This is a genomic window from Aestuariicoccus sp. MJ-SS9 (assembly GCF_032586235.1).
Lineage (GTDB): Bacteria > Pseudomonadota > Alphaproteobacteria > Rhodobacterales > Rhodobacteraceae > Aestuariicoccus.
The window spans coordinates 1-25,826 of record NZ_JAWHTD010000028.1; the positions used below are offsets into that span (position 1 = coordinate 1).

33 protein-coding genes and 1 pseudogene are annotated in these 25,826 nt (G+C 61.9%); 7 read left to right on the forward strand and 27 right to left on the reverse strand.

The genetic code is table 11. The features are described from left to right. Positions 1–225: pseudogene (locus RXV88_RS16280) on the reverse strand (hypothetical protein); the annotation flags it as partial. A 14-nt stretch (positions 226–239) separates the two neighbouring features. Here RXV88_RS16280 and RXV88_RS16285 point away from each other — a divergent pair. Continuing rightward, the gene (locus RXV88_RS16285) at positions 240–431 is read left to right on the forward strand and encodes a hypothetical protein (RefSeq protein WP_316294552.1); all 192 of its coding nucleotides are present in this window, start codon (positions 240–242) and stop codon (positions 429–431) included. A 75-nt stretch (positions 432–506) separates the two neighbouring features. On the opposite strand, the gene RXV88_RS16290 is transcribed toward RXV88_RS16285, so the two are convergent. Then, positions 507–656 (reverse strand): hypothetical protein, encoded by a 150-nt coding sequence (locus tag RXV88_RS16290; RefSeq protein ID WP_316294619.1) that lies wholly within the window; start codon positions 654–656, stop codon positions 507–509. On the opposite strand from RXV88_RS16290, the gene RXV88_RS16295 reads away from it, so the two are divergent. Beyond that, on the forward strand, positions 631–1,848 hold the full coding sequence (locus RXV88_RS16295; RefSeq protein WP_316294616.1) for a DUF2254 domain-containing protein: 1,218 nt from the start codon (positions 631–633) through the stop codon (positions 1,846–1,848). The two genes, RXV88_RS16290 and RXV88_RS16295, sit on opposite strands and share 26 nt — an antisense overlap. Before the next feature lie 4 nt (positions 1,849–1,852). On the opposite strand, the gene RXV88_RS16300 is transcribed toward RXV88_RS16295, so the two are convergent. Both RXV88_RS16300 and RXV88_RS16305 read right to left on the reverse strand, forming a co-directional pair. After that, positions 1,853–3,109, reverse strand: coding sequence for a sodium:proton antiporter (locus RXV88_RS16300; RefSeq protein ID WP_316294553.1), 1,257 nt, complete (start codon positions 3,107–3,109; stop codon positions 1,853–1,855). 441 nt (positions 3,110–3,550) lie between these two features. After that, the gene (locus RXV88_RS16305; RefSeq protein WP_316294554.1) at positions 3,551–3,787 is read right to left on the reverse strand and encodes a hypothetical protein; all 237 of its coding nucleotides are present in this window, start codon (positions 3,785–3,787) and stop codon (positions 3,551–3,553) included. A 222-nt stretch (positions 3,788–4,009) separates the two neighbouring features. Between RXV88_RS16305 and RXV88_RS16310 the strand changes: the two genes are divergently transcribed. Beyond that, complete coding sequence (locus RXV88_RS16310) at positions 4,010–4,834, forward strand: Crp/Fnr family transcriptional regulator (protein ID WP_316294617.1); 825 nt, start codon at positions 4,010–4,012, stop codon at positions 4,832–4,834. On the opposite strand, the gene RXV88_RS16315 is transcribed toward RXV88_RS16310, so the two are convergent. From RXV88_RS16315 to atpD, 20 genes are all read right to left on the reverse strand, one after another. After that, a complete protein-coding gene (locus RXV88_RS16315; protein WP_316294555.1) occupies positions 4,762–4,926 on the reverse strand; it encodes a DUF3309 family protein in 165 nt (54 codons plus the stop codon). The two genes, RXV88_RS16310 and RXV88_RS16315, sit on opposite strands and share 73 nt — an antisense overlap. Before the next feature lie 75 nt (positions 4,927–5,001). Next, positions 5,002–5,142, reverse strand: coding sequence for a hypothetical protein (locus RXV88_RS16320; RefSeq protein WP_316294556.1), 141 nt, complete (start codon positions 5,140–5,142; stop codon positions 5,002–5,004). Between the two features lie 117 nt (positions 5,143–5,259). Beyond that, positions 5,260–5,433, reverse strand: a complete 174-nt coding sequence (locus tag RXV88_RS16325; RefSeq protein ID WP_316294557.1) for a CsbD family protein — start codon at positions 5,431–5,433, stop codon at positions 5,260–5,262. 92 nt (positions 5,434–5,525) lie between these two features. Then, on the reverse strand, positions 5,526–6,161 hold the full coding sequence (locus tag RXV88_RS16330; RefSeq protein ID WP_316294558.1) for an OmpA family protein: 636 nt from the start codon (positions 6,159–6,161) through the stop codon (positions 5,526–5,528). 405 nt (positions 6,162–6,566) lie between these two features. Beyond that, the gene (locus RXV88_RS16335; protein ID WP_316294559.1) at positions 6,567–7,598 is read right to left on the reverse strand and encodes a GNAT family N-acetyltransferase; all 1,032 of its coding nucleotides are present in this window, start codon (positions 7,596–7,598) and stop codon (positions 6,567–6,569) included. Continuing rightward, positions 7,595–8,584, reverse strand: coding sequence for a carbamate kinase (locus RXV88_RS16340; RefSeq protein WP_316294560.1), 990 nt, complete (start codon positions 8,582–8,584; stop codon positions 7,595–7,597). The genes RXV88_RS16335 and RXV88_RS16340 overlap by 4 nt, the downstream gene beginning before the upstream one ends. Position 8,585: 1 nt before the next feature. After that, on the reverse strand, positions 8,586–9,587 hold the full coding sequence (gene argF / locus RXV88_RS16345) for an ornithine carbamoyltransferase (RefSeq protein ID WP_316294561.1): 1,002 nt from the start codon (positions 9,585–9,587) through the stop codon (positions 8,586–8,588). Positions 9,588–9,597: 10 nt separating this feature from the next. Further along, complete coding sequence (locus RXV88_RS16350; protein ID WP_316294562.1) at positions 9,598–10,821, reverse strand: arginine deiminase; 1,224 nt, start codon at positions 10,819–10,821, stop codon at positions 9,598–9,600. Continuing rightward, entirely contained in the window at positions 10,818–12,269 is a 1,452-nt protein-coding gene (locus tag RXV88_RS16355; RefSeq protein ID WP_316294563.1) for a YfcC family protein, read from the reverse strand. Before RXV88_RS16355 ends, RXV88_RS16350 begins: the two co-directional genes overlap by 4 nt. Before the next feature lie 194 nt (positions 12,270–12,463). After that, positions 12,464–12,811: a hypothetical protein gene (locus RXV88_RS16360; protein ID WP_316294564.1), complete on the reverse strand. Its 348-nt coding sequence runs from the start codon at positions 12,809–12,811 to the stop codon at positions 12,464–12,466. A gap of 63 nt (positions 12,812–12,874) precedes the next feature. Then, entirely contained in the window at positions 12,875–13,396 is a 522-nt protein-coding gene (locus RXV88_RS16365) for a hypothetical protein (RefSeq protein ID WP_316294565.1), read from the reverse strand. Positions 13,397–13,460: 64 nt separating this feature from the next. Next, entirely contained in the window at positions 13,461–14,315 is an 855-nt protein-coding gene (locus tag RXV88_RS16370) for a FoF1 ATP synthase subunit gamma (protein ID WP_316294566.1), read from the reverse strand. Then, positions 14,312–15,835 carry a F0F1 ATP synthase subunit alpha gene (locus RXV88_RS16375; RefSeq protein ID WP_316294567.1) on the reverse strand — a complete coding sequence of 508 codons (1,524 nt, stop codon included), beginning with the start codon at positions 15,833–15,835 and terminating at the stop codon, positions 14,312–14,314. Before RXV88_RS16375 ends, RXV88_RS16370 begins: the two co-directional genes overlap by 4 nt. After that, positions 15,825–16,562 (reverse strand): F0F1 ATP synthase subunit delta, encoded by a 738-nt coding sequence (locus tag RXV88_RS16380; protein ID WP_316294568.1) that lies wholly within the window; start codon positions 16,560–16,562, stop codon positions 15,825–15,827. The genes RXV88_RS16375 and RXV88_RS16380 overlap by 11 nt, the downstream gene beginning before the upstream one ends. A 4-nt stretch (positions 16,563–16,566) precedes the next feature. Further along, positions 16,567–16,812 (reverse strand): F0F1 ATP synthase subunit C, encoded by a 246-nt coding sequence (locus tag RXV88_RS16385; protein ID WP_316294569.1) that lies wholly within the window; start codon positions 16,810–16,812, stop codon positions 16,567–16,569. Next, positions 16,812–17,525 (reverse strand): F0F1 ATP synthase subunit A, encoded by a 714-nt coding sequence (locus tag RXV88_RS16390; RefSeq protein WP_316294570.1) that lies wholly within the window; start codon positions 17,523–17,525, stop codon positions 16,812–16,814. The genes RXV88_RS16385 and RXV88_RS16390 overlap by 1 nt, the downstream gene beginning before the upstream one ends. After that, positions 17,522–17,812 (reverse strand): ATP synthase subunit I, encoded by a 291-nt coding sequence (locus RXV88_RS16395; RefSeq protein WP_316294571.1) that lies wholly within the window; start codon positions 17,810–17,812, stop codon positions 17,522–17,524. Before RXV88_RS16395 ends, RXV88_RS16390 begins: the two co-directional genes overlap by 4 nt. Then, positions 17,809–18,102 (reverse strand): AtpZ/AtpI family protein, encoded by a 294-nt coding sequence (locus tag RXV88_RS16400; RefSeq protein WP_218631249.1) that lies wholly within the window; start codon positions 18,100–18,102, stop codon positions 17,809–17,811. Before RXV88_RS16400 ends, RXV88_RS16395 begins: the two co-directional genes overlap by 4 nt. Next, the gene (locus RXV88_RS16405) at positions 18,099–18,509 is read right to left on the reverse strand and encodes a F0F1 ATP synthase subunit epsilon (protein ID WP_316294572.1); all 411 of its coding nucleotides are present in this window, start codon (positions 18,507–18,509) and stop codon (positions 18,099–18,101) included. Before RXV88_RS16405 ends, RXV88_RS16400 begins: the two co-directional genes overlap by 4 nt. Continuing rightward, positions 18,506–19,984, reverse strand: coding sequence for a F0F1 ATP synthase subunit beta (gene atpD / locus RXV88_RS16410; RefSeq protein ID WP_316294573.1), 1,479 nt, complete (start codon positions 19,982–19,984; stop codon positions 18,506–18,508). Before atpD ends, RXV88_RS16405 begins: the two co-directional genes overlap by 4 nt. Positions 19,985–20,568: 584 nt before the next feature. Between atpD and RXV88_RS16415 the strand changes: the two genes are divergently transcribed. From RXV88_RS16415 to RXV88_RS16430, 4 genes are all read left to right on the forward strand, one after another. Beyond that, positions 20,569–21,000, forward strand: a complete 432-nt coding sequence (locus RXV88_RS16415; RefSeq protein ID WP_316294574.1) for a cupin domain-containing protein — start codon at positions 20,569–20,571, stop codon at positions 20,998–21,000. An 81-nt stretch (positions 21,001–21,081) separates the two neighbouring features. Then, positions 21,082–21,393, forward strand: a complete 312-nt coding sequence (locus tag RXV88_RS16420) for a glycine zipper domain-containing protein (protein WP_316294575.1) — start codon at positions 21,082–21,084, stop codon at positions 21,391–21,393. Positions 21,394–21,455: 62 nt separating this feature from the next. Further along, positions 21,456–21,779 (forward strand): hypothetical protein, encoded by a 324-nt coding sequence (locus RXV88_RS16425; protein WP_316294576.1) that lies wholly within the window; start codon positions 21,456–21,458, stop codon positions 21,777–21,779. Positions 21,780–21,864: 85 nt separating this feature from the next. Continuing rightward, positions 21,865–22,620 carry an SDR family NAD(P)-dependent oxidoreductase gene (locus tag RXV88_RS16430; protein WP_316294577.1) on the forward strand — a complete coding sequence of 252 codons (756 nt, stop codon included), beginning with the start codon at positions 21,865–21,867 and terminating at the stop codon, positions 22,618–22,620. 17 nt (positions 22,621–22,637) lie between these two features. Here RXV88_RS16430 and RXV88_RS16435 read toward each other — a convergent pair whose 3' ends face one another. Genes RXV88_RS16435 through RXV88_RS16445 form a run of 3 tightly spaced genes read right to left on the reverse strand, consistent with a single transcriptional unit; the run spans position 22,638 to position 25,482 of the window. Further along, positions 22,638–23,315: an ABC transporter ATP-binding protein gene (locus RXV88_RS16435; RefSeq protein ID WP_316294578.1), complete on the reverse strand. Its 678-nt coding sequence runs from the start codon at positions 23,313–23,315 to the stop codon at positions 22,638–22,640. Next, entirely contained in the window at positions 23,312–24,517 is a 1,206-nt protein-coding gene (locus tag RXV88_RS16440) for an ABC transporter permease (RefSeq protein ID WP_316294579.1), read from the reverse strand. The genes RXV88_RS16435 and RXV88_RS16440 overlap by 4 nt, the downstream gene beginning before the upstream one ends. After that, a complete protein-coding gene (locus RXV88_RS16445) occupies positions 24,517–25,482 on the reverse strand; it encodes an efflux RND transporter periplasmic adaptor subunit (protein ID WP_316294580.1) in 966 nt (321 codons plus the stop codon). Before RXV88_RS16445 ends, RXV88_RS16440 begins: the two co-directional genes overlap by 1 nt. Positions 25,483–25,826 lie beyond the last annotated feature (344 nt).

The following is a 25,826-nucleotide window of genomic DNA, read 5'->3' on the forward strand; positions in this document are numbered from 1 at the left end:
CCCCGCGCGCGCAACGATGCGTTGTAGCTGGACCAGTTCGTGGTGCGATAGCGGGCGGGTGATGGCTTGTTCATACAACGCGTCTAACGGCATGGATTCACGAAGTGAATCCTTCGCCGACAGACTTTTGCAACAACGCCCATCGTCGGCCTCGTGGTCATTGTGTTGTTCATCCTCGGCTTTTTCGGCCTTCGCTGAGTGCGGATATCTTTTGTAGCGGAACAATTGGAGGCAAAGCGATGACTAAAGGGAAAACCCCGAAACCCGACACTGCCGACCACGGCCTTGGTGCCAAAGGCACCATCTCTCAAGCCGGGCGTTCCGGTGGACGTTTGCCGCGTGACATCGGCACACAGGATGAGTTGAAGCGGGCAAACGAACGCCCCGCCGGCAAGACCCGCGTCACTAAATCCGACGAAAAAGGCGAGTAGTCGGAGTGCGTGTGACGCCACAAGGATCGTCTGATCGACGCGATCATGTCGTTCGCGAGAAAAGATGAAATGAGCTCATGACAGTGTCCCGGCCGGGGTGCGGAGAACGATGCGCGGCCATTTCAAATTCATATCAAGGACATGGGACCGACTGCACAGCAGTTTCTGGTTTCTGCCGTCGGTCATGGCAATCTCGGCCATGGCAACGGCTATCTTGTTGGTCATGCTGGATGCTCTTGAGGCCGCATGGCTCGGATGGATTGACGAATGGACTTATGCCTTCGGGCCAGAAAGCGCGCGGGCGATCCTGTCGGCTATTGCTGGATCAATGATCACGGTCGCCGGCGTCACATTCTCGATGACGATGCTGACCCTGCAATTGGCATCTTCGCAGTTTGGCCCCCGAATGCTGCGCAATTTCATGCGCGACCGAGGCAATCAGATCGTGCTGGGCACATTCCTGTCCACCTTCGTCTATTGCCTGTTGGTCCTTGCGTCCGTTCGGGGAAGCGGCGACTCCTACTTCGTGCCGGTGATCGCCGTGAGCTTCGGTATGATCTTGGCCGTCGCAAGCCTCGCGACGCTCATCTACTTCATCCACCACATCGCGACCTCGATCCGCATCGAGACCATTCTGGCGAAACTCGCGGTCGAGGCCCGCAAGACCGTTGCGCGGGTCTTCCCGGAGAACGGCCGCACGCCATCCGCATCATTTCCGGAGAAATCGCTCGAGGAGGCTTTGCCACCCGACTTTGACTCAGACAGCCGCTCCGTGGTCGCGTCGGGCGGCGGCTACATTCAGTCGATTGATCTGGACCGGCTTGTGCAGGTCGCCAGAGACCACGATCTTGTTGTCCGGATCGAGGGTCGGATCGGCAATTTTGTACCTGGAGCGGGTTCCCTTGTCGTCGCCTTCCCCTATGGCCGGGTCTCGGATGCCGTTGCCGACGACCTGTCCGATGCGTTCTCGTTTGGCCCCGAGCGCACGCCCGACCACGATATCGAGTTCTCGCTCAGGCGGATTGTGGAAATCGCACAACGTGCCTTGTCGCCGGGTGTCAACGACCCGACAACCGCATTTTATTGCCTGGACCGCCTGGGTGAGGTTTTTGGGACCTTGGCGGGTCGGCATTTCCCCTCGGGTCGGATCCTGGATCAAAACATGAAGCTGCGGGTTGTTTTTGATCCGGTGGCATTAGCGGAATTAGTCTGTTCGGCGTTTGCGGCGATTGCCCGGTACGGGATCAGAGACGCCGACCTTGTCGGACGACTGCTTGATGTCATGGAGAGATGCAGCCGCAGCGCGCCCGCATCGGATCGTGAGAAGATCATGCAACTCCATGATACGATCAGGGTAGGAAGCGCTGCTTCGGATTTCGAAGACGTGACCAGGGCGACGCAACCGGCCCGTTCGTGAGCGGCTACGCCTGACGTGACGCCGGTTTTCGGCTCAGAAATCGGGCCAAAGGCGCGATCGTGAGCCCTTGAACGATTATCGAGAACACGACGACGATAAAGGTCGCGGTGAGGATCAGCGGCTTCCAGTCGCTGTCCGGCAGGCTGAGCGCGAGGGCAACCGAGATGCCTCCCTTGAGCCCGCCCCACGTCATGATGGGCACAACCCCGCGCGAATACTCTCGGAATGGCCGGATCAGGACAACCGGAACCGCAACGGCGAAAAGGCGTCCAACCAGAGACAGGCCAATCGCAGCGACTCCAGCGGAAATCGTGTCGAAGTTCAGGGTGACGACGAAGACTTCGACGCCGATAAGAAGGAACAGAACCGCATTGAGAATCTCGTCGATAACGGTCCAGAATCCGCTCAGATACGCTTGGGTCTGTTCTGACATCGCATGTTTGATGCCGATATCCCCCATGAAGAGCCCGGCAACTACGGCCATGATCGGACCTGAGAGGCCCAGTGCGACTGCGAGCTGATAGCCCCCCAGGGCCAGCCCGAGCGAGAGCAGGATCTCCAGCGGATAATCGTCGATCCGGCGCATGACCCTGTATGTCAGGAATCCCAGGACGCCGCCGAGCAGCGCACCACCGCCAACCTCTTTCAGGAAGAACATGATGATGCCGAGCGTATCGGCAGCGGCATGCCTGCCGACCGGCTGGAAAGCCAGACCGACCAGTACCAAGAATACCACGTAGCCGACCCCGTCGTTGAACAGGGATTCCCCGATAATCTTGGCCTCCAGAGACTTCGGCAGGTTGGCTTCGGCCATGACACCGAGCACGGCCACCGGATCGGTTGGTGAGATCAGTGCGCCAAAGACAAGTGCCGCCAGCAACGGCATGCCGGTGACCCAATGGAAGCCAAAGCCGACGACTGTGACCGAGAGCGCCACCCCGAGCGTCGCCATGACTGCTATTGTCCAGGCCTGTTCCTGCAGATCCTCGAGGCGGACGTGGAGGGCCCCAGCGAACAGCAGAAGGCCGAGCATTCCTTCGAGCAGGGTCCGTGAGAACTCGGCTTCGGTCACGAACTGCCGCATTTCCATGGCGACACCGAGATCGGGGCGCAGCGCATCCAGGCCTAGGACGCCGAAGGATGCGGCAAGGGCGACGATCAGGATGCCGATAGCAGATGGCAGGCGGAAGACGATGTGATTTACCGCTCCGAACACGCCGGCGAACACAATCAGAAGCGTGCCGATCTGCAAGGCGTTCATCGGGACCTACGTTTTGCTGCCCGACGGTTTCCTGGCAGGTTCGGTCCTGCCATCTGGCTCGGGCCCACCCCAGCGGGGGATTGTCAGCTTGTTGTCAGGCCGGCGCCCCGGAAGCCGTCTGTCACCGGCTGTATCGGACGCATCAGCACCTAGACCCAAACCCGTTCCGGCATGTGTGTCGTCAGATGAGCCACTCAAATCAAAACCGGGTCGGTCGATCTTTTGAGTGCCTTCGTCTGGTGTGTGCGGTTCGTCTTCTACGGCCTTCCTGAGCTTGTGTTCGCCGGTTTCGTCTGGGACCTCCAGGGACCGAGACTTGGGTGAAGTGGCAGGTTTTTCGTGATCTTTCATGGTTTTCCTCCTTTTGTAGATAATGGAGCCTGCTCTCCGAACTTGGTGCGTGCGCCATCTTGGTCTGAACCAGGCGCGCCATCCGTAGAGTCACCCCCTGCGAACAGAATTCCCCCCAGCAATGATCCGTCGGAGCAATGCTGCCGCAGCCTGGTGCCTTTCGACATCGGTCGCGGAACCAACGGCGTTCTCATGGGTGGCAGCGGCATCCGTCAGAACGCCCATGATCTCTTTCTCGGGCAAAATCCCGGCGTCGTTCAGTGCGAGGAGCAGGGCCTCGCAAACTGAGAGGGCTGCCATGCCTGAATACATATGATCGTCTGTCATGGGGTTTTGACCTTTCCGGCGTGTGCGACGCCGAAAGACGCCCGCTGCTTGCAGAGCAGACTGGCAAGGAATCTGTTATGCTGCGCTGATCCACATCAGTCGTCGCTGCGGTTGTTTTGGCTAAGATTGTGTCAGGCGCTGGATGGGAACAAATGATCGAAAACACTCCGCTTGTCCGAAAGCTCGGCGCATTCGTCTGTGTCAGGCGCTGGATGGGAACAAATGATCGAAAACACTCCGCTTGTCCGAAAGCTCGGCGCATTCGTCGCCCTGTCGGACCCTGAATTGTTGGTGCTTGCGTCCTTGCACAAGCGCCGCCGCACCTTTGTGGCCGGGTGGGATCTTGTCCATCAGGGGCAATCGGATCAGGCCGCTTATATCCTCGCCTCCGGCTGGGCCTGTTCCTACAAGCTTCTTGAGGATGGTCAGCGGCAGATCGTGGATTTCCAGATCCCCGGCGACTTCCTGGGGCTGCGCAGTGTTCTTCTACATGTCTCGGATCACAGCATCGAGCCGGTGTCGGATATCGAGGTGACGGAAATCCACGTTGCAGACCTTTTGCAAGCATTTGCGCAAACTCCCCGGCTGGCCACCGCGGTTTTGTGGGCGGCGTCCCGGGACGAGGCGATGGTGGTCGAGCATCTGGTGGATGTGGGGCGTCGCGATGCGGCCGAACGCATGGCGCATTTCCTGCTGGAGCTTGGCGCAAGGCTTGCCTTGGTCGGACTGGGCAACAAGGACGGCTATTCCTGTCCGCTGACGCAATACCACCTGGCCGATTCGCTTGGGCTGAGCGCCGTCCACGTCAATCGGGTCCTGCGGCAGCTTCGCGAAGCAGGCATGATCACGTTTCGGGCCGGGTTCGTGGCGTTCGACGACTATGACCAACTGGTCAGGTTCGCCCAGTTCGATCCGTCCTACATGGATCAGAATGGGCCGCTTCTCCGCCGACTTCGCTGCGCATTGGCCTGCCGTCAGATGCGACCCAGCAGCATCAGGATGACCACGATGATCAGGATCGTGCCGAGCACACCGGTCCCGGCATGACCGAAGCCATAGCCATAGCCGCCGAAGCGCCCACTGAATCCGCCGACTAGAAAGATGATAAGAAGAACGATCAGGATCGTACCGAGTGACATGGCGCTTTCTCCTATGTTGGGGCGCGCTCGTCATGCGAGACGCTCCGATGGTGGTGTTGTCGGCAAGAGGTCGTTTCAGTTTCCCTCGATGGTCACGCCATGCTCGTTGATCTCGATGTCGATGCCGCTTTGGCGTTCCTGATAGTAGAGATAGCCTGCGCCGATGAGGCAGACCGCGAGGACTCCAATCAAGACGAGAAGAAGATTTCGGCTCATCGGAACTGCCCTCGCTGGCACGTGGAACTCTTGTCCAAGACGGAACACTGATCGCTAGGAGGCCGCGCTGCCGGGACCATTGCCTGCGAATGAGTGGACGCCCGAAGCACTGGGGCTCTAAGCGTCACGGATCGTATCCTTGATGCCGCCGACAGCGTTCTGGACCTTGCCCTCGACTTTCTCGGCTTCGCCCTCCGCTTCGAGCTTGGCATCGCCGACCGCCTTGCCGACGGCAGCCTTGACCTTGCCCTTGACCACCTTGGCGGAGCCGATCACCCGATCCTTGTCCATTGCGTATTCCTTTCCGAAGGTATGTGGTCGCCAAATCCGTTGCGACCAGGATTTATGCTGCCGGCGATGCCCTGCTTTCGCGTTGATGCCGGTCAGCGCGTGGGCGTGATCACGATTTCGACGCGACGGTTCTGCGCCCGGCCGACAGCCGTGGCGTTCGTCGTGATCGGTTCGTTATAACCGCGACCGGAATAGGTAATCCGCGAAGCGGACACGCCATCCCTAATCAGGATGCGGGCGACGGCCAGAGCGCGATCTTGACTCAGCTGTTGGTTATAGGCAGCAGAACCGACGTTGTCGCTATGACCCACAACACGGACCGTCGAGTTCGGGTGCGCATTCAGTGAACGTGCGACTTCGCGCAGGGCAGGCCGGAAACTTGAGGCTACAGTGGCGGACCCCGTCGGGAAGGTCACGCCTTCGGGCAGGATGACACGCAGCTGGCTGCCGGTATTGGTGATGACCGCGCCGCTGCCCGCCAGTTGTTGATTCAACTCGCGTTCCTGTCGGGCCATATCGGCCCCGATGGCGCCGCCCACCGCAGCGCCGATTGCGCCACCGATGATCGTGGAGCGCCTATCATCCCCAATGGCGTTGCCGATGACCGCCCCTGTCACGCCACCAATGACTGCGCCCGTTGCCGGCTGGTTGGCCGTGCCATCATTGTAGGTGCAGCCTGTCAGGGCGATAACGGTTGCGGCTGAGAGAATTCCAGCAATCTTGATCATGGAACTTGTCCTTTTGGAGCGAGCCTTTCCAGAAGATGACGTGGTGCCATGTTCCGAACCCCGCGATTGAGTCTTTTTCGCCTGTCGTTCCAAGGGCCGCATTAACCCTGATTAGCCCCTGGAAAAGAAAGCTGTCGCACCGCCAGACCCATTCGACGAGATTACGCTGTGATCCCAGGCTGTGGCGGCGGAGAAGTGATGGTCGGCGACCCGGATTGCCCCCGACAGTCGCCAAATGACCAAATAGCCAAATAAAAGTCGAGTGGCTCGGCCAGAATGACCGGCCACCCGAAACGTTGAATCGGCATCGCATCAAATGGCTTCGAAGAATTGAATGGGAAACCCTGAATTGGTTCCCCGTCTGCATCTGCCCGGCTTGCAAGGCCGGGCAGACACGTCGTTACATCACGCGAGAGCGTGAGTCGCGGCGTCCAGTTCCTTGTGCGTCGCGGCGTCGTTCTTGGCCGTATGGGCCTTTTCCGCAGCCTGATAGTGCTTCAGCGCCGCGTCCTTCTTCGGGCCGGAGGGCGCCTTGTCCCATGCTGCCTTCACGGTTTTCATCTTGTCAGCAACGTTGGCCGATTTGTCGGTTTCGGGTGTCATGGAACTGTCCTTTCGTGGACGGTCCGGAAACGAGAAACACGCGGGACGGGGGACATGGGAACAGTCTGTCCCACGTGTCTCTGGATCACTCGGACTGGTTACACGTTCACCTAAGTTCGGGTGAACACTGGGGACTATCGCGCCGCCCTCGTTCTCCCACACTGATGTAGGTTGGTCTGGACCTATTATTTCCGGTAGTTCCGGATGGAAGTTCACAAACCGGCGGAGTTTAGCCGACGTCCGGTTGATGATTGCCCGGGCGGCTCCACCCAGTGTTTCGCGGTTGTCTGCCGTTGACTTGGGAACACGCACAGAAATGGCAGATACAGGAAAAGTAACCTCGATATCTTCACCGCCAAGTGCTGTTTGGGCTCCGCCGAATTGGTCCAGAAGCCCCAGCATTGCTGTATTCTCGCTGTGGACCAGGGCATTGAACTCGGTGATTCCGCCTCGCTTCGCGAATTCCGCCAGCACTCCAAGCAGAAGACTGCCCAGCCCCTGATGTTGATGACTATCCGCAATGGTGACCGCAATCTCAGCAATATGCTTTTGATCGGGCAGCCGTAAATATCGAGCGATGCCAATCGGTTCTGGTATTGGTCCATCGATGAGCAAAGCGCCGACCGCGACGTGGTCCGGGTCGTTTGTGGCTGTAAACCTGTCCAGTTCCTTCTCGGTGAGGTTCTTGTGCGCCCCCAGAAACCGGAAGTACCTCGCACGACCGGACAAATGCGCGAAACCAATCTCCAACAGATGGCGATCTGCCGGTGTCACTTCTCTTACGAGAACGGACGCGCCGTTCTCGAGGGTTGTTTTGAAGGGGGTGAGTTTCACGCGTTGCCTCGAACGCCGGATACGAATGGTTGTTGTGCTGAAGTTTCATCTGTCGCGCGTCGCCCAGCTTTGGGCTGCTCTGCTAGCACCCGAGTCCCGGCACGACCCTCTATGATGGCGCGGGCATCTGTGAGCTGTCCAATACCGGCGAGTTTGCCGCTGGCTGTTGCGAAGGCCACCGCAGCAGCGACCTTTGGACCCATCGATCCGGGCGGAAGGTCAAGGTTCCCAAGTTTTGCCGGCGTTGTCGTGCTGATAGCGCTCTGATTTGGAGCGCCAAAATCTCGGTAGACGGCTGGCACGTCAGTCAGAAGCAAAAGCGCGTCTGCGCCGAGGCCAAGGGCAAGAAGGGCTGACGTTCGGTCCTTGTCGATCACCGCCTCGACGCCCTCCATGTCACCGCTCGCATTTCGAATAACCGGAATGCCTCCGCCGCCAGCGCAGATGACTATATGCTTAGCGTCCAAAAGAACCTTTATGGCGTCCAAACCTATGATGCGAAGGGGCATTGGCGACGGCACAATGCGGCGCATGCCGCCGTTTGCTTCCTGGACCATCTGCCAGCCGTGATCGCTGGCGGCCTGCGCAGCCTCTGTATCGGTATAGACAGGACCGATGGGCTTGCTGGGAGTGCCAAAGGCAGGGTCTTTCGGGTCCACCTCCACACGGCTGAGAAGAGTTGCACAGTGCGAACCCTTTGGGAGCGCGTTCATCAATTCCTGTTCGATCAGGTAGCCAATCATGCCATCTGTCTCAGCGCCCAGTACATCCAGCGGCCATGGTTTTTGAGGATCATAGGACGCACCTTGGAGGGCCAGCAAACCAACCTGTGGTCCGTTGCCATGGGCCACGATGATTTCGTGGTCACGCGCGAGATCTGCAAGTGCAAGTGCCGCGATCCTCACGTTCGTACGCTGTACGGCTGCGGTCAGCGGCTCTCCTCTGCGTAACAATGCGTTTCCGCCAAGGGCCACAACGATGCGCATGTCAGGCCCCCATTGTGGCGACGAGGACCGCCTTGATCGTGTGCATCCGGTTTTCTGCCTGATCGAAAACGACTGACGCTGCGCTTTGAAACACCTCTTCGGTCACTTCCATGGAATCGATCCCGAATTTTTGAAACGTCGCTTCGCCGACTTCGGTATCCCTGTTGTGGAATGCGGGCAGGCAATGGAGGAACTTGGCGTAGGGATTTTTCGTCTTTTCCATGACCTCGGTTGTCACGCGGTAAGGCGACAGCAGAGCGATCCGTTCTTCCCAGACGTCATCAGGTTCGCCCATGGAGACCCAGACATCCGTATAAACGAAATCGGCCCCCTCCAATCCTTCGGCATGCTTCTCGGTCAGGGTGATCCGCGCACCCGTGGTCTCGGCGATGGTGCGACATTGCGCGACAAGGTCATCGTCGGGCCAGCAGCTTTGGGGACCACACAGGCGGATATCCATGCCGATCAGGGCGGCGCCAACCATCAGGCTTGAGCCCATGTTGTTGCCTGCATCTCCCATGAAGCAAAAGGCGATATCAGACAGGTGCTTGTGCGTGAACTCGCGCATGGTCATCAGGTCGGCGAGGATCTGTGTAGGATGAAAATCGTCCGTCAGCCCGTTGAACACCGGCACGCCGGAGAACTCCGCCAGCACCTCGGCATCCTTTTGGCCGAAGCCGCGATACTCGATGCCATCGTAGAACCGGCCCAGAACCCGCGCGGTGTCCTTCATGGTTTCCTTGTGGCCGATATGGCTGCCGGATGGTCCCAGATAAGTGACATGCGCGCCTTGATCGTACGCCGCCACCTCGAACCCGCTGCGGGTGCGCGTGCTGTCCTTCTCGAAAATGAGGGCGATGTTTTTGCCTTGAAGCATTTGCTGTTCATATCCGCCTGCTTTCGCCATCTTCAGGCTGGCGGCGAGTTGCAACAGGTGCCGGATCTCCTCCGGAGTGAAATCGAGCAGCTTGATAAAACTGCGTCCATGCAGGTTCTGTGGCATTGGATGTTCCTCAAATGGGGTCGCGGATCAGCGGACAGGTCATGCAATGTGACCCACCGCGCCCGCGCCCAAGCTCTGATCCGGGGATGGTTATGACCTCGACACCCGCCTTGCGCAGAAGGGTGTTTGAATAGACGTTGCGTTCGTACCCGACGACAACGCCGGGCTCGAGGCAGACCACGTTGTTGGCGTCGTCCCATTGTTCGCGGGCGGATTCGTAAGCATCGCCGCCGGTTGGAACGGTGCGCAGGGTCTTGAGGCCAAGGGCGTCGGCCACGACCGCCAGAAACGGTTTCGTTTCGGCCTCCACGACGACGTCCTCGCCCTTGCCGGGGCGCAGGCTGTAGCAACGGATGGCATCGGTCACCTCGGCAAAGACCGTGACCAGATCGCGGTCGCAGAAGGTAAAGACCGTATCGAGGTGCATGGACCCGCGCGCACGGGGAAACTGACAGGCAATGACACGTGTCGCACCGCCACCGGCAAACAATCCACGGGCAATCTGGCCGACGGCCTGTGGTGTCGTGCGCTCCCCCATGCCGATCAGAACGGTGCCGTTTCCGATGGGCATGACATCCCCGCCTTCGACCGTCGCCGGGCCATGATCGGCCATCGGGTCGCCCCACCAGACGGGAAAGCCCGCGTCCTTGAAGTTGGGATGAAAGCGATAGATGGCGGCGAGGTTCAGCGTCTCCAGCCGCCGCGCGGGCCAGTGCATCGGGTTGAGTGTAACGCCGCCATAGATCCAGCATGTCGTATCGCGGGTGAAGATGTGGTTGGGCAGCGGCGCCAGGATAAAATCCGCGGGCTCCAGCATGGGGGCCAGCACACCCTTTTCCGGGATCGGCAGTTCGGCCCTGCTCATGCCGCCGATCAGGATGGTCGACAGTAGATCGGCGTCGACCTCCATCAGGTGGGCCATGAGGTCATCGGCCAGGCCGACGCCGACGGTGTTGTCGCTGATCCGCGCATCGAGCAGCCATTTGCGGGCGTCCATGTCTTTCAGCGTTTCCATGAGCAATTGGCGCAGGAACACGACCTCGACGCCGCGATTGCGCATCGCATCGACGAAGGTCATGTGCTCGATCCGCGCCTGCTTCACCCAGATCACATCATCGAAGAGCAGTTCGGCGCAGTTGGCGGGCGTCAGCCGGGCCATCGCGGCGCCGGGCTTGTGAACGAGGACACGGCGCAGCTTGCCCGCCTCGGAATGGACACCGTAGGTGATGCTCATGTCGGTGTTCCTTGCAATAGAACGCCAAGGCTGAGGGCAGCCATGACGATGATCGTGAGACCCAGAAGCACCGGCCAGACGAAGCGCAACCAGCGTTCGTAAGGAACACGCCCGATGGCGAGGCCACCCATGACGACCGCAGAGGTGGGGGTGACCAGATTGACCACGCCTTCTGCCGACTGGAACGCTGTCACCACGAGGCTGCGAGATACCCCTGCAAAGTCGCCGACGGGGGCAAGGATCGGCATGGACAGGACGGCAAGGCCGGAGGTGGAGGGCACGAAGAAGGAGAGGACGACCTGAATCCAGTACATCACGTTGATGAACACGACCTCATTGAGGCCCACGACGGTGCCTTCTGCCCAGTGAAGGATCGTGTCGGTGATGTGGCCCGCGTCCATGATCACGACGATGCCACGCGCCAGCCCGATGATCAGCGCCACGCCCAAAAGGTCGCGCGCTCCGCCGACGAAGGCGTCGACAAGCCTTTTCTCTCCTAACCGTCCTATGATCCCTATGGCGATACCGGCGAACAGGAACAGCCCACTCATTTCGGCCATCCACCAGCCGCCCAGCGAGACTCCCCAGATCATCACCGCGAAGGTCGCGCCGAAAAGTAGCAGGACGATCTTGTGCAGACCGGTAAAGTCGCTGAGTCCGGCCTCGGCCGTGCTGCGGAAATGCGCCTCGTTCTCGGCCTTTCTGTCAAAGACCAGCGACTGGGACGGGTCGGCCTTGACCCGTGCGGCATAGCGCATGACGTAAGCGACGGCCGCAGCGAAGGTGAGCGCAAGCAGGACCAGCCTCAGCGTCAGCCCGTCGGTGAAGGGCACTCCGGCGGCGTCCGACGCGATCACGGTCGAAAAGGCGTTCACGGTCGAGCCGAGTACGCCCACCCCGGCACCCAACAGGATCACCGCCACGGCGGTCAGCGCGTCATAGCCCGCCGCGATCATCACCGGCGTCAGGATGACGTAGAAGGCCAGAGTTTCCTCGGCCATGCCATAGGTCGAGCCGCCCGCCGCAAAGAGCGCCATGAGGATCGGGATCATCCACTTTTCCCGCCCTTCGAGCCGCACCATTGCGCGCTTGATGCCCGCATCGATGGCCCCAGTTGCCGTGACCACTCCGATGAACCCGCCGATCATCAGAACGAACAGCGCCACGTCGATGGCATTGGCAGAATAGCTTCCCGGATCGTAGAAGCCTGCGATGGGAGCGAGTATGACGTCGAAAAAGCCTTGCGGATTGGCGTCGGTGGGCGCGTAGGTTCCCGCCACCGGAACATCCTTGCCAAGCGCCTCGGACGCAGCGCGCTCATACTGACCGGCCGGGATCACCCACGTCAGCCCTGCGATGATCACGATCAGCGCGAAAAGAATGGTATAGGCTGAGGGGAAGTGGAAACGGGGGCTGCGTTCGGCAGATGTCGTTTTGGTGGGTGGCATAATGAGGTCCTTTCCCTGTCCGGTTTTTGAAAAGAACCGGCGGCCACCCTCATCTTGATCCAGGATCGCAGATCGCGGACTGACCGAGGTTAGGCTGCGCGCATCACATAGGCCATGGATCGGAACGCGAACCGTGCCGATGCATGGCCTGAACCTTGCCGCCCTAAGGAACCCGCGCCAGACAACTCTCGCGATCAACTCAGCGGGGTCTGCTGATGCGCCAGCCGCAGCCACTTGCCGTCGTCGTTCAGGTAGGTCGAGGTGCAGAGCGCCTCATAGATCGGTTCGTCGCTCCGTTCGGCAGAGACACGATAGGCCAATACGGCAATGTTGTTCTGGCATGAGAGATAACGCTCGCTCATTTCGACCGAACGCCACCGTTGGGCGACGTCTTTTTCTCTCCAGAGCGCATCGCCCTGAAGAATGCCGGCAGGATAGGGCAAGACGAAGACAGCGCCCTTTGCGGTCGCGTGACGCGCACTGTCAGCGCCTTGTGTCCAGAAGCGTTCTTCCAGATCCCAGAGGGTGTCATCTGCAGTCATTCAAGGCTCCTTTCAAGATTGGCGGTTGTGCTTGGTGATGGCTGTTTCGCGCAGGGGTTCATCTCACTGGCCTTGTGCGAGCATGGCGACCCAGCCAACGAACAGGGCGGCCGCAACGATCCAGTAGAATGGGGATCCCTGAGGCGGCAGCGCAAGCTTGGCCGAAGTGCCGTCCTGGGGTGAAATTGCGGTCGTCGCCCGCCTCGGCAGCAGGGCAAGAAGGCCCGAGACAATCCTGCTCCGATCCGGAACAGGGGTCGGTACGTCATGGAAACGTGTCATCAGCGCCTCCAACCTTTGCCGTGCCGCCGCTGCGGGCAACCTGGAAAGCTCCGAGGCTTCGCTCCAGGGATCAACGCCGAGCCGGGCGAGCATCGATAGAACGGTGACGCTGCTTCCGCGTCGATCTTCACCCAAGGGCGCGTGCAGAAACGGCTCGAATTGCGGGTCTTGTCCAAGTTGCATCGGAGCGTGTGCCATTGCGGGATCCTTGCTGGCGCCGTTTGTATGGGCCGGATTGGCCGATGTCATGACGCCGATCGAACCAAAGCGGGCGGGTGCCACACCTTGGTTAACGACCAACATGACGCAAACCGCGCCAGCTTGTGCTGACCCAGATCAATAGGAGGCTAAGATAGCCCCGTAGCGCTCACCTTGCGCCGCGCGCGGATGCCGTGCCGGTCCCCAGTTCGATGATTTCGGCTGTGATCGCCTCTTGACGCACCCGGCGCAGAGTCGCCTCGAATTCGCCCAGCTCGCGCGTGATCTGGCCGCCTGCGGCGGACATGGCCTCCATTCTGGCCTCGTTCTCTGCTGCAAAGGCATGCAGAGCCGCCTTGCACACCAGGGCATGGAGATAGTCCCCGCTGAGACTATTGATCAGGGCGTCGGTGGGTAGCTGGGTCAGCGGACGTGTCCTTCCAGGCGGCGGCAGGGCCGACAGATCGACCGGCAACAGAACCTGCCGGAGGACTTGAGGTCGCCCGGACGCCCATCCGGCATGGATCATATCCATACGCTCAAAACGACCCTCGCCCAGGGCGCGGTAGATCGCCTTGGCAATCTGATCGGCCAGTCTCGGGATGCTAGGCGTGTGCGAGGACATCGGCGCGGACCACACCGGATGGAGACCGCGCGCGGCAGCGATCGACAGACCACGGGTGCCGATCAGAAACAGGCTGGTGGCCGGCAGGTCGTCTTGGATGCTGTCAAGAACGCGTTCGCTGAAGGCACCGGCGAAGCCCTGTTCGGCGCAGAACACCAAAAGACCGATGCGACCGTCGGTTCGGCCGCGAGAGGTCTCGGCCGGTGACGTAGGACCTGCGGGTCCAAGCGCGTTGGATATGGCGGCGGCAATTGTTGCGGCATAGCTGTCGACGGCCTTAATCTCTGCGCGGGCGGTGCTGGCGCGCGCGGCGGCGATGCCCTTCATCGCGTTTACCACGGCTCCCAACTGGCGAATGCCGTCGATCCGGGCGCTGACATCGGCCAGTCGTTCGGTCATGTCGCTGGTTCCGTATCTTCAAGCTGCGTCGCAAGGCGGGTCATCGCGGCCATCAGGGCGGCCCGCGCCGTCTCATTCAGTTCCCCGGTCTCTGAAATGGCACGCAGGGCATCGCCGGCATCCTGATCAAGATTTTCCGGCAGTTTGTCCCGAAAGGTGGCAACAGCATCGAGCGATAGGGGGTCCAGTAGCCCTGACTGCACGGCGAGCAGGAGCGCCACCTCATCTGCCAGGCGAAGGGGTGCATTCTGTGGCTGACGCAGGATTGCGCGGATCCTTTTCCCGCGCCTGAGTTGATCGCGCACGCGACCTTCGGGCATGCCGCCGAACCGGGTGAAGACCTCGAGTTCCAGAAACTGCGCATAGTCGAGCCGTAGCGTGCCGGCCGCCTCGCGCAGCACAGGCGCTTGGGTCTTGCCGCCCACACGGCTGACGCTCAGCCCCACGTCCACAGCCGGTTTCTGCCCCTGATGGAACAGAGCCGCATCCAGCACGATCTGTCCGTCCGTGATCGAGATCAGGTTGGTCGGGATATAGGCCGACAGGTTCCCCGCATCGGTTTCTGCGATCGGCAATGCGGTCAAGGATCCGCCACCACGCGCCTTGGACAGCTTGGCAGCCCGTTCCAGTAGGCGGGCATGTATGTAGAACACGTCCCCCGGATAGGCCTCGCGCCCCGGAGATTGCCGGGTCAGTAGGGCGATCTCGCGGTGGGTGGCGGCGTGTTTAGACAGATCGTCGATCACCACGAGGGCGTGACCGCCCTGGTCGCGGAAATACTCCGCCATCGTGACGCCCGCATAGGGTGCTATCCATTGCAGCCCCGGCGCCGAGGCGGAGCCCGCGACAATCACGATGCAGCGCGCGAAATTCCCATGCGCCTGCAGAGCGTCGATGGCGCGGCGTACGCTGGATGTCTTTTGCCCCACCGCGACATAGATGCAGATCATGTCGCTGTGCGCTTGGGCGATCATCGTGTCGGTGGCCAGCGTCGTCTTTCCGGTGGAATGGTCCCCGACGATCAACTCGCGCTGGCCCCGGCCAAGCGCGAACAGTGTGTCCATCACGAGTATCCCGGTTTGCACCGGCTGGGTCACGAGATCTCGTTCGATGATCGACGGCGCCGGGCGCTCGATCGGCCACCGCTCTTCGGCCTCAATTGCCCCCTTTCCGTCCAGCGGGCGGCCGAGCGGGTCCACGATGCGCCCAAGTAGCGCGTCGCCGACAGGCACGCTCACCACTTCGCCAGTGCCGAAGACGGCGTCGCCCGCCTCGACCTTGGTCGCCGCGTCGATGAACACGCAGCCAATCAGATCGGGGTCCAGAACCCGTGCGAACCCGAATTGACCGCCCTCAAACCGCAGAACCTCGTCCAACCGCACGTCGCGCAAGCCCGAGATCATCGCCACACCGTCCCCGATCTCCTCGACACGGCCCCTGTGTTCGGGTCGCGGACCCAGTGCCGCGCGACGCACTGCGCCTTGCGCCGAGGCGAACCAGTCTGGCGCGTCAGGCGGCATTCTCGACCTCCTTCAGGATATTCTCCAGATCGGCCCGCCAGCTGTTGTGAAGCACGAAATGCCCGCTGCGGAGTTCCAGTCCGGCGATCAGGTCGGGATCGGTGACAAGACGAACGCTGGGCGTGCCGTCCAACGCATCCTTTACCGCTTGTTCGATCTTGGCCCTTTCCGCGTCCTCCGGGTTTGTCGCGGTGATGATCTCGATGTCTTCTGCCGAGGCTATCAGCGCCGTTCGGTCGGAGGCGGACATGCCCGCGATCGCCTCGACAAGTTGCGCAAGGAACGTCGCCTGAACCGCAGGCGTGTTTAACCGGCCCAGAAGCCGGGCTGCAATCTCGACTGACAATTCGGCGGCCCTCGTTGCGTTCTCTTTCCGCGCTGTGTTTCTGTCGCGGTCAATGGCGGTGCGCGCGGCAGCGATCATGGCGTCCGCCTTGGTTTGCGCATCCTTCAGCGCGGCTTTCGCTACTGTGTCTGCTGTCGCTTTGGCCTCAGCAAGTATGGACTCGCGTTCGGCCGCGATGCCTGCGCGGGCCTCGGTCACCTCTGCCAGCGCCGCTTCGGCTTTCGCCTGCGCCGTCTTGCCTTCGTCCAGTATGGCCTGCGCCGCTTCCTGCCGCCGGGCGATGGCTTCGGCAACCGGACGCCAGAAGACGCGGCCGAGAAGCCAGACGAGGATCAGGACGTTGACGGCCTGAAGACCCAATCCCCACCAATCCAGCGTCATGCGCCTACCCCAGAAGCGGGTTGGCAAAGAGCAGCAGGAGCGCGATCACAAGGCAGTAGATTGCCGTCGTCTCAATCATGGCCAGGCCGACGAAAAGCGTGCGGGAGATCGTGTTCGCGGCATCGGGCTGGCGGGCGATGGCATCCATCGCGGCAGCGACGGAGCGCCCCTCGGCAAGAGCGGGGCCGATCGCGCCGAACGCCACGGCGAATGCAGCGCAGAAAATACTGACAATGGGAGCGTATTCCATCAGGTATCCTTCATGGTGTTGGGAGCGTCGGTGATGTCTTTCCGTGAGGGGCGCGGGCCGGTCTCGACGGCGGACGTGATGAACACCATCGCCAGAACCGCGAAGATGTAGGCCTGCACCAGCCCGGTCAGCAGATCGAGCGCCATCAACGGGATCGGCACCAGAAGGCCCGCGAGCGAGCCGACGATGCCGACGACGAACACACCGCTCATCACGTTGCCGAAAAGCCGGACGAACATGGAAAAGACCCGCGTCAGGCTCTGCAGGATATTTAGCGGGATCATCACCGGGTTGGGTGCGGCGAAGGATTTCAGCCAGCCGCCCACGCCACCCTGGCGAATGCCGAACCAGATCACCGACAGGAACACCAGGACGGCGAGGCCCGCATCGGTTTCCAGCCGTGCCGTCGGCGGGTCGATCCCCGGCACCAGCGAAGACCAGTTCGCCACGAGGATGAACACGAAAAGCGTTCCGATGAAGCCGCGATAGGGCGCGGGTGCAGCCCCCGTCGTCTCGGAAATCTGGATATCGAGCGTCGCGACCATCAGCTCCAGCGCAGCCTGGCGCCGGGTTGGCCGGAGCTCGAGCCGTCGCGTCAGGAGGAACCCCCCGAGAACCAGGATCACCATGATCACCCACGTCGTGACGATGGCTTGCGTAATCTGAACCGGTCCGAGCTGGAACAGAACGGTGGAGTCGAGCGGAGAGTTCATGTTTGGATATCCCCCATCCTGCGGAGCATGATCCACTTTGCGCAGAGGACCCCCGCAAGGGCCGCCAACAGGGCAAGGCCGCCTGCCAGCACGGCGATGAAGAACCCGGTGGCCAGAAGCGAGATGCGCGCGAGGGTCAGGACGATCGCCCTGAGCGGTTTGCCTCCGCCCACGATCAGGTTGGCAGTCTCGCGAAGCGCACGGAAATAGCCCCATCCGATGAAGAGCCCACCCAGAAAGCAGATCGGAAGAAGGACGATTAGCGGGAGAGTGGAGGGATCGGTCATCGTGCGTTCATCCATTTCCAAGCGGTCCAGCCGCCTATGCAAAGCCCGAGCAGCATCATCGGGGCGCTCCAGAAAATGCCCGTCTCAAATTGCGCATCGAGCCAGCGTCCGAAGAACAGGCCCGCCAGAGTCGGCACCACGAAGATCCAGCCCAGCACGCCGATCTGCGCCAAACGTCGACCGACGGACATGTCACCTTCGCGCAACCACTGCTCGCGCCGGCTGCGATGCTTGCGGATTTCCTCGACCAGAGGATCGGTTTCTGGGGGCTCAGATGGGTCTTCGGTCACCGGAACTTTCCCGTGTCTGCGCCCCGGCGCAACCCGCTGATCATCTGGCGGATGGCGTTCATTTGCAGTCGCATCGTCTCGACATGTTCGACCCGTTCTTCGTCGGCGTCGGTCTGAAACCGGGTCAGAACCTCCGCGTCCAGCGTGGCCAGATCGTCGCCCGCCACGGCCTCGCGGGTGGCGATCGCGACACTGCTACCGCCAGTCACGGTCAGCACCCCGCCGCGCAATGCGCAGAACCGCTCGAGACCGGCGGTCTTCCAACTGAGGATGGAAACCGAGAGCGCGGTCAGTAATGGGGCGTGGCCGGGCCGAATGCCGAAGCTGCCGCTGGCGTCCTGAGCCCGCAAGCTTTCGGCATCCTCGTCCACAACGACGGACAGGGGGGTCACGATGCGCAATCTCATGCCGCTTCCTCGGCGTCGGCGGCGTCCGAGGCATTTGCAGCGGCCTCTTTGTTTCTTGCGTCCTCCAGCGTGCCGACCATGTAGAGCGAGCTTTCGGACCACGCGTCGGCTTCGCCGTCCAGAATGGCGCGGCATCCCGAGAGGGTCTCGGTGAGGGGCACGCTGGCGCCCGGCGTACCAGTAAAGGCCTCGGTCACCATGAAGGGTTGGGTCAGGAACCGCTGCAACCGCCTTGCGCGTTTGACGATCAAGCGGTCGGCGGTGCCCAGTTCCTCGACTCCCAGCAGCGAAATGATGTCGGTAAGCTCGCGGAACCTTGCCAGCGCCTGCCGGACCGCCTCGGCGGTCTGGTAATGCGCGTCACCGACAACCAGCGGATCGAGCAGCATCGATGACGAGCCCAACGGGTCAATCGCCGGATAAAACCCCTCGGAGGCCTGAGCGCGCGACAGCATGATGACACAATCCATATGGCCGGAAATCGTGGTCACCGCGGGGTCGGTAAAATCGTCGGCTGGCACATAGACCGCCTGAATGGCGGTCACGGCGGAGCCCGCCACTGAAGCTATCCGTTCTTGCAGCCCCGCCACCTCGGTCGCGAGCGTCGGCTGGTAGCCCACGCGCGAGGGAAGGCGGCCCAGCAAGCTGGATACCTCGGCCCCGGCCTGAACAAAGCGGAACACGTTATCCATCAGAAGAAGGACGTTCTTGTGCTTCTGGTCGCGGAAATATTCCGAAATCGTCAAGGCTGTGAGCGGAGCCCGCCAGCGCGCGCCGGGTGGCTCGTTCATCTGACCGTAGACCAGCACGGTGCGCTCCAGCACGCCCGAGTCCTGCATTTCAGTCAGCAGCTCATGCCCCTCGCGTGATCTCTCACCAACGCCCGCGAAGACGGAGATACCTTCATATTTCTCGACCATGGCGCGGATCAGTTCCATCACCAGAACGGTTTTGCCCACGCCCGCGCCGCCGAACATCGCGGCTTTGCCGCCCTGCGCCATGGGCGTCAGCAGGTCGATCACCTTGATCCCCGTCTCGAACACGTCGGTGGCGCCAGTCTGGGATTTCAGAAGCGGTGGCAGGGCGTGGATCGACCGGCGCGGCGTATCGTCAGGCAGGGTAGGCCCGTCATCCTGCGGATTGCCCACCACATCCAGAAGCCGCCCAAGAACGGCTTCGCCCACGGGCACGGTAACCGACCCACCGCTGGAATGAACCAAAACGCCACGGGCAAGGCCCGCAGTGGATTGGAAGGCCACGGCGCGTATTGTTTTCTGATCGAGGTGGCTGTGGACTTCGAGGGTGAGGATGGTCGGGCGGTCCCATTTCACGACCAGGGCAGAATTGATCGGCGGCAGGTCGGCCCCGGCAAAGACGACATCCACGACCGCCCCCCGGACGGCATGCACCGCGCCGTCGAGAGGCAAGCCGCAATCATCCACCTTTGCGCCGTTCCCGACGCGGGTCGCGTCCATGTTCGGTGTCGGGTCTGAGCTCTTGGGTGTCAAACGGGGCCTCTTTGCTTGCCTTTCGCCGACAGCCAGCCAGAAAACAGCAGCCTGCGGGGAACACTTGAAAGAGGCATAGAACGCTCAGCGACGGTGGGCACTGATCTGCATCAATGCGGCCCCAACGGACGTTTGCCGCACAGGTCGTAAGCAAAATGCGCCGCATCCAGTTCCTAGTGGCCCGCGTGGACGACCTGGCTGGAAGAAAATAGCAGCGGCTTCGTGCCGGCACCCTTCATCGGTGCGCCGGACAAGGGCTTGGGTCCGATCGTGGCGGCGCCTGGCACCTACGTTCACCAAACCTGATCCCACGCCCGCTTTTGGCGGTGGTAGGCCGCAGTAAGTGCACGCGTCATTGGGCCATGAAACGAAGCGGCGCGATTCATGACGCCCGGGGTGAGGACGTTCGACCAAAGGCCGATTTCGGCCAACCGAACCTAAGCGAAGATAACCGTTGCACGCTGCTAACGCCGATCAGTGCGGCGAAGGTTTATCCGCGGCACACAGGGTCATGTCTTCGAGCCAGACGATGAAATGAACGGAGAGGCACCATGATCGGGTATGTTGCGAACATCGAGGAACTGACCGAAGAAAACACCGACTTCCGGCGTGTGCTTTATTCTGGGACCAAGCTGCAACTGGTTCTGATGTCGCTTGAGCCCGGGACGGAAATCGGTGGCGAGATACACGCTGACACGGATCAGTTTTTCCGCATCGAAGAGGGCAAGGGACGGGTCGTGATCGACGGCGTGCCCCACAAGGTCAAGGCTGGCGACGGTATTGTCGTGCCAGCCGGCGCGCATCACAATGTGATCTGCACGGGTCATGAGGCGCTCAAGCTCTACACCCTCTACGGTCCACCGCATCACGAGGACCAACTGGTTCAAAAGACCAAGGCCGAGGCGGATGCATTCGACGAGGCTTTCTCGGGAGAAGCCACCGAGCAGGCGGCAGAGGTGGTCCGGTTATCGGCCCAAACATGATGCGCGATGCATTCAGGCCGCTCTCGGACAGAAGGTCAGGCGGCACAATACCCCACTCCCCAACAAACAAAGGAAATCAAAATGTCACTTGATAGCAAGACGAACCCGCAAGCTACCGCCGCAACTGATGTCGAGGCGGTCAGCCGTCAATTGGCCGCCCTGCGAGAGGATTTGTCGCGACTCACCGAGACTGTCAGCGGGATCGCGGGACGGCGCAGCAGCCGTATGGCCGCGGACATCGCGGAAGGCTTTGACGAAGCGAAGCATTATGCAGCAAGCAAGGGCCGCTCTGCAGAGGCGCAACTGGAAACGTCCGTTGCAGCCCACCCTCTCATGGCAATCGGCCTCGCCGCTGGCGCGGGTTTTCTGGTTGGCGCCCTGTCGCGACGGTGATGGGTATTGTCGATCACATCGTGCACAGCATTGGCCGAAACGTCCGAAAGGAGGTGCGACCGATGCTATTGCCGATCTTGCTTGCTCTGGCCGGGGGACTGACCGCAGCCGCAGGAGTGGCGTTCCTGACGGCCTGGGCGTATCTCACGCTCAGTATTGCGGTAGGGCAAGGTCCGGCGTCCCTCTTGATCGGCCTCGGATTAACAATTTTGGCTGCGGTCCTTCTGGTCTTCGCCAGAAATCGATTTGCGAAAAGGGCTCTGACCGACCCACCGGTCTCCCAACCGGCGGCACCTGCAACCGGCGAAACCGGTTTAGCCTCTCAGATTGCGTTCACGGCAGCATTTGTTTTGGCGCGATCCCTGGGCGAGGGCAGGCGGGACTGACATTGGCCCGGTTCACCCAAGTTTGCGCGCCAAGATTCAATCTGCGCAGCCTCTCCCAGAATTATCCATTTGCAGGAGACTGAAAATGACCTTTGAGTTCAGTGACAAGACAGCCATCGTGACCGGTGCCGCCTCCGGCATCGGCGCCGCAATCGCGCAGGATCTGGCACGCTACGGGGCACGGGTAGTTCTGGCGGATATGGACGAGGCAGGGATGTCTGCCGTGGCCGAACAGATCAAGGCATCCGGTGGGGAGGCTTTCATCCACAAGACCGACACAAGCGTTGCCGCTGAGGTGGAGGCCCTTGTGGCGTTCGCTGTGGCGAAGACGGGTGGATTGCATCTTCTTGTCAACAACGCCGGTATCGGTGGCCCCGCGCATCCGGTTGGGGAATATCCTCTGGATGGTTGGCAGCAGGTCATCGACGTCAACCTGACCGGTGTGTTTCATGGCATGCGCTTCGGCCTTCCCGAAATGGTCAAGGCGGGCGGCGGCGCGATCGTCAATATGGCGTCTATCCTCGGGTCGGTCGGTTTTGCGACGGCCGGTGCCTATGTCGCCGCGAAACATGGGGTTGTTGGCCTGACAAAGGTTGCGGCCATCGAATACGCCAAGGCCGGGGTTCGGGTAAACGCGGTTGGTCCGGGCTTCATCGCGACGCCGCTTCTGGAAAAGAACCTCGACGCAGCGGCGCTGGACGGCATCGCCGCCCTGCACCCCATCGGGCGGCTGGGTGAGGCCGCGGAGGTGTCGGCGATGACCTGTTTCCTGCTCTCGGATCAGGCCAGTTTCATCACAGGAAGCTACCACCTCATCGACGGGGGCTATACCGCGCAGTAAGCACCCGCTGCGTGGGCCTAACCGGTCACAACCCCATCGCCCACGACGATCTGTCGCCGACAGAAACCGGCAATCTCTTCGTCATGGGTCGAGATCAGGAAGGTCGTGCCTTCCTCGCGGTTGATCTGTCCGATCAGGTCCATCACCTGGTTTGCCGAGTCTCGGTCGAGGTTCCCGGTCGGCTCGTCCGCCAGCACCAGTTCCGGACTGTTCATCAAGGCACGGGCAACAGCGACTCGTTGCTTTTGCCCGCCCGAAAGGTTGGCCGAGGGGAATTCGATGCGGTCGGCCAGCCCCATGCGGGACAAGAGATCGCGGCCACGCGCACGGGCGGCAGGCGTCTCGCGCCCTTCACGTACGGCCGTGGGGAAGACCACGTTTTCGAGCGCGGTGAAATCCGGCAAAAGGTTGTGGAACTGGAAAACGAAGCCGATGTGGGCATTGCGAAACTCAGTCAGGGCCCGGTCATCGGCGGAAATCATGTCCTCGCCCAGCATGACATAGCTGCCCGATGTCGGCTTCATCAAGGTGCCCAGTATCGTCAAGAGCGTGCTCTTGCCCGACCCCGATGGCCCCAGCAGTGCCGCCATCTCACCGATGTCCAAGCGCAAGGAAAGGCCGCGCAGGACCCGTGTCGCGGCCTCTCCCGTCCCGTAGGTCTTGAAAAGGTCGGTTACCTCCAGAAGCGCGCTCATTGGCCTATCGCCGTTACGGGATCCACGCGGGCGGCCGAACGTGCGGGCAGGATCGAGGCGAGGATCGCGCCGATCACGGTCAGCGTGATGGCCAGGCCATAGGATCCTTGCGTGATGTCCATCGGCAGGGTGCCGGGCTCGAAGGCATCGCGCGAGGGGAAGGGCAAAAGTGCAAGGTATCCCAGCGCCGCGCCCATGATGCCCCCCATCAGCCCGATCAGCGCGCCCTGCGTGACGAAGACGAAGATGACGAACCCGCGCCCGGCCCCCATCGCGCGCATGATCCCGATCTCGGGGCGGCGGCGGTAGGTCGACAGCAAGAGCGCCGAGGCGACGCCGATCACGATGGTGATGAGCGCGAAGGTTTTGAGGAAATACCCGGTCTGCGCCTGTGCGTTCAGCGCCTCCATCAGTTGCTCCGCCCCGTCCGTCCAGGGCACCGCGTCAAGGCCCGTCAGGGCGCGGATCCGCAGGGCCGTGGCATCGGCCGCGTTCAGATCATCCAGCTTGATCTCGATCCGCGTGACGCCTTGCGGCATGGCATAGAGCGTCCGGGCGGTCGACAGGCTGACGAAGGCCCGCGCGCTGTCCATGCTGCCATTACCGGTCTTGAAGATACCGCTGAGCGTCAGCGCCGCCGTGACACCGTTTGAGCTTTCCAGCCGCAGCGTCTGGCCGATCGACAGCGCCAGATCATCGGCCAGATCGCGACCCAGCACGATCAGGCCCGACCCGAGCCGCACATCCCCCTCGACCATGTAGCCCGCCAGATCGAGGATGGCGGATTCGCGACCCGGCTCCACCCCGGTCACGCTGACCTGTGCGACCTGCGCCCCGCGCGTGACGAACCCCGCGCCGCTGATCTGCGGCGAGACGGCTCTGACCCCCGGAACCCCTTCGATCAGGGGCAGCCAGGTCGCGGCCTCGGACAGCGTCGCGGTGCGGGTGCGCCCCCGTTCGGCCACGACCAGCACATGGCCCTCGGGCGAGATCAGCACGGACGGGTCGTCGGTCTCGGCCTCGATGGTGATATGGCTGATGTCGCCCACGGTGCGCGACAAGATGAATTCGGCCAGCCCCCCGATCAGGGCCGACATGAAGATGAAGATGAACACGCCCACCGCCACGCCTGTGACCAACAGGGCCGTCTGGGCCTTGCTTGCCGTCAGATACCGGGTCGCGATCTTCAGGGCATAGAGCATCAGGGTTGATCCACCGCGACCGTCTGCCCATCCGCGATGCCTGTGGCGTCCACGATCACCGCCTCGCCGGCCTCAAGGCCCCCGGTCACGATCAGGCGCGCGGCTGGCCAGTCCACCACCGTCACGGGTCGCAACTCCGCCACGTCGTCCGACACCACGAAAACCCCGTCGCCGTTCAGCAAGGCGGTGCGCGGCACGGTTAGCGCGGCCTCGCGCTGCTCGACGATGACATTCGTCGCCACGGTCAGGCCGATGGGGGCCGAAACCGGGCTGTCGAAGGCGATCTTGATGGCAAGACCCCCGGTGGCCTCGTCCACGCGGTTCGACACGAAGCTGACGTGACCCTCGCGCGTGGAGGATTCCCCGGCCAGTTGCACGATGGCGGGCAGATCGACCGCGATCTGCGTCGCATAAGCCTCGTCCACATCCGCTTCGACGACCAGTTCCGTGAGATCGGCCAAGGTCAGCAAACGTGCCGACGGGCCGACGATCTGCCCCGCCTCGGCGTCAAGCTCAAGGACGGTGCCCGCAACGGGCGCCCGGATCGTGTAGGTCCCAAGCACGATCTGCGCCTGGTCGAGCAGCGCGGTCAGGCGCGCCACCTCCTGTGTCGCGGATCGCAGGGCGAAGGCATCCGCCCCCAGCACTGTCCTTGCGACGTTGTCGCCCAGCACGACAGCGCGATCATAGGCCTCCGACGCTTGTTGCTGCGTCACGAGCGCGGCGTCGAGCGCGGCCATGGCCTGCCGGACGGCGGCGGTCTGCGCGCCCGCATCGAGCTGCGCGAGGATCTGGTCTGCCTCGACCATGTCACCCTCTGCCACCGGAAGCTGCGCGAGGGTGCCGGAAACCACCGATCTGACATCGACGGATCGAACCGCCGCGATCCGGCCGTTGACGGCAAGCACACGCGTGACCGGGGTGAGGGTCGCGATCTCGACCGTGACAACGGTCGGCCGTGCCATCCAGACCTGCGACCAGACCAGGCCGCCAACCGCAAGGACCAGCAGGCCCGCACCCCCCCAAAGCCATCGGCGACGCCTTTTGACAGGCGCGGGCGCGACCGGGCGCAGGGCTGGCACGCGCGGCGCGGATGCAGCCTCGTTTTCCGTTCCGGCGCGCGGGTTATCCCTTGTCTCTATGGTGTTTGCCGAGGCCAAGCTGGATCCTTCCCGAACTTCATTCCGCATGGGCGGAGTGATGGCTCCGGTCAGACAGCGGCCGGGACAAGATATCCGGCCAGCGCGACCGCGCCCTGACATGGATCAGGGACGCCACCGGCATCGCCATGGCATTGCGAAAGGGAAGA

What these genes read in the sequence shown, in the direction of transcription:
- RXV88_RS16435 (WP_316294578.1), bottom strand. Translation starts at nt 23,315, where the DNA reads ATGAGCGCGCTTCTGGAGGTAACCGACCTTTTCAAGACCTACGGGACG.
- RXV88_RS16320 (WP_316294556.1), bottom strand. Translation starts at nt 5,142, where the DNA reads ATGAGCCGAAATCTTCTTCTCGTCTTGATTGGAGTCCTCGCGGTCTGC.
- RXV88_RS16375 (WP_316294567.1), bottom strand. Translation starts at nt 15,835, where the DNA reads ATGCCGCCTGACGCGCCAGACTGGTTCGCCTCGGCGCAAGGCGCAGTG.
- RXV88_RS16365 (WP_316294565.1), bottom strand. Translation starts at nt 13,396, where the DNA reads ATGTTGGTCGTTAACCAAGGTGTGGCACCCGCCCGCTTTGGTTCGATC.
- RXV88_RS16325 (WP_316294557.1), bottom strand. Translation starts at nt 5,433, where the DNA reads ATGGACAAGGATCGGGTGATCGGCTCCGCCAAGGTGGTCAAGGGCAAG.
- RXV88_RS16445 (WP_316294580.1), bottom strand. Translation starts at nt 25,482, where the DNA reads ATGGCACGGCCGACCGTTGTCACGGTCGAGATCGCGACCCTCACCCCG.
- RXV88_RS16425 (WP_316294576.1), top strand. Translation starts at nt 21,456, where the DNA reads ATGCTATTGCCGATCTTGCTTGCTCTGGCCGGGGGACTGACCGCAGCC.
- RXV88_RS16315 (WP_316294555.1), bottom strand. Translation starts at nt 4,926, where the DNA reads ATGTCACTCGGTACGATCCTGATCGTTCTTCTTATCATCTTTCTAGTC.
- RXV88_RS16330 (WP_316294558.1), bottom strand. Translation starts at nt 6,161, where the DNA reads ATGATCAAGATTGCTGGAATTCTCTCAGCCGCAACCGTTATCGCCCTG.
- atpD (WP_316294573.1), bottom strand. Translation starts at nt 19,984, where the DNA reads ATGGACGCGACCCGCGTCGGGAACGGCGCAAAGGTGGATGATTGCGGC.
- argF (WP_316294561.1), bottom strand. Translation starts at nt 9,587, where the DNA reads ATGCCACAGAACCTGCATGGACGCAGTTTTATCAAGCTGCTCGATTTC.
- RXV88_RS16305 (WP_316294554.1), bottom strand. Translation starts at nt 3,787, where the DNA reads ATGACAGACGATCATATGTATTCAGGCATGGCAGCCCTCTCAGTTTGC.
- RXV88_RS16290 (WP_316294619.1), bottom strand. Translation starts at nt 656, where the DNA reads ATGACCAACAAGATAGCCGTTGCCATGGCCGAGATTGCCATGACCGAC.
- RXV88_RS16340 (WP_316294560.1), bottom strand. Translation starts at nt 8,584, where the DNA reads ATGCGCATCGTTGTGGCCCTTGGCGGAAACGCATTGTTACGCAGAGGA.
- RXV88_RS16440 (WP_316294579.1), bottom strand. Translation starts at nt 24,517, where the DNA reads ATGCTCTATGCCCTGAAGATCGCGACCCGGTATCTGACGGCAAGCAAG.
- RXV88_RS16300 (WP_316294553.1), bottom strand. Translation starts at nt 3,109, where the DNA reads ATGAACGCCTTGCAGATCGGCACGCTTCTGATTGTGTTCGCCGGCGTG.
- RXV88_RS16405 (WP_316294572.1), bottom strand. Translation starts at nt 18,509, where the DNA reads ATGAGATTGCGCATCGTGACCCCCCTGTCCGTCGTTGTGGACGAGGAT.
- RXV88_RS16420 (WP_316294575.1), top strand. Translation starts at nt 21,082, where the DNA reads ATGTCACTTGATAGCAAGACGAACCCGCAAGCTACCGCCGCAACTGAT.
- RXV88_RS16285 (WP_316294552.1), top strand. Translation starts at nt 240, where the DNA reads ATGACTAAAGGGAAAACCCCGAAACCCGACACTGCCGACCACGGCCTT.
- RXV88_RS16295 (WP_316294616.1), top strand. Translation starts at nt 631, where the DNA reads ATGGCAACGGCTATCTTGTTGGTCATGCTGGATGCTCTTGAGGCCGCA.
- RXV88_RS16310 (WP_316294617.1), top strand. Translation starts at nt 4,010, where the DNA reads ATGATCGAAAACACTCCGCTTGTCCGAAAGCTCGGCGCATTCGTCGCC.
- RXV88_RS16360 (WP_316294564.1), bottom strand. Translation starts at nt 12,811, where the DNA reads ATGACTGCAGATGACACCCTCTGGGATCTGGAAGAACGCTTCTGGACA.
- RXV88_RS16395 (WP_316294571.1), bottom strand. Translation starts at nt 17,812, where the DNA reads ATGACCGATCCCTCCACTCTCCCGCTAATCGTCCTTCTTCCGATCTGC.
- RXV88_RS16380 (WP_316294568.1), bottom strand. Translation starts at nt 16,562, where the DNA reads ATGACGCTGGATTGGTGGGGATTGGGTCTTCAGGCCGTCAACGTCCTG.
- RXV88_RS16415 (WP_316294574.1), top strand. Translation starts at nt 20,569, where the DNA reads ATGATCGGGTATGTTGCGAACATCGAGGAACTGACCGAAGAAAACACC.
- RXV88_RS16355 (WP_316294563.1), bottom strand. Translation starts at nt 12,269, where the DNA reads ATGCCACCCACCAAAACGACATCTGCCGAACGCAGCCCCCGTTTCCAC.
- RXV88_RS16370 (WP_316294566.1), bottom strand. Translation starts at nt 14,315, where the DNA reads ATGACCGAACGACTGGCCGATGTCAGCGCCCGGATCGACGGCATTCGC.
- RXV88_RS16390 (WP_316294570.1), bottom strand. Translation starts at nt 17,525, where the DNA reads ATGAACTCTCCGCTCGACTCCACCGTTCTGTTCCAGCTCGGACCGGTT.
- RXV88_RS16430 (WP_316294577.1), top strand. Translation starts at nt 21,865, where the DNA reads ATGACCTTTGAGTTCAGTGACAAGACAGCCATCGTGACCGGTGCCGCC.
- RXV88_RS16350 (WP_316294562.1), bottom strand. Translation starts at nt 10,821, where the DNA reads ATGAGCATCACCTACGGTGTCCATTCCGAGGCGGGCAAGCTGCGCCGT.
- RXV88_RS16385 (WP_316294569.1), bottom strand. Translation starts at nt 16,812, where the DNA reads ATGGAATACGCTCCCATTGTCAGTATTTTCTGCGCTGCATTCGCCGTG.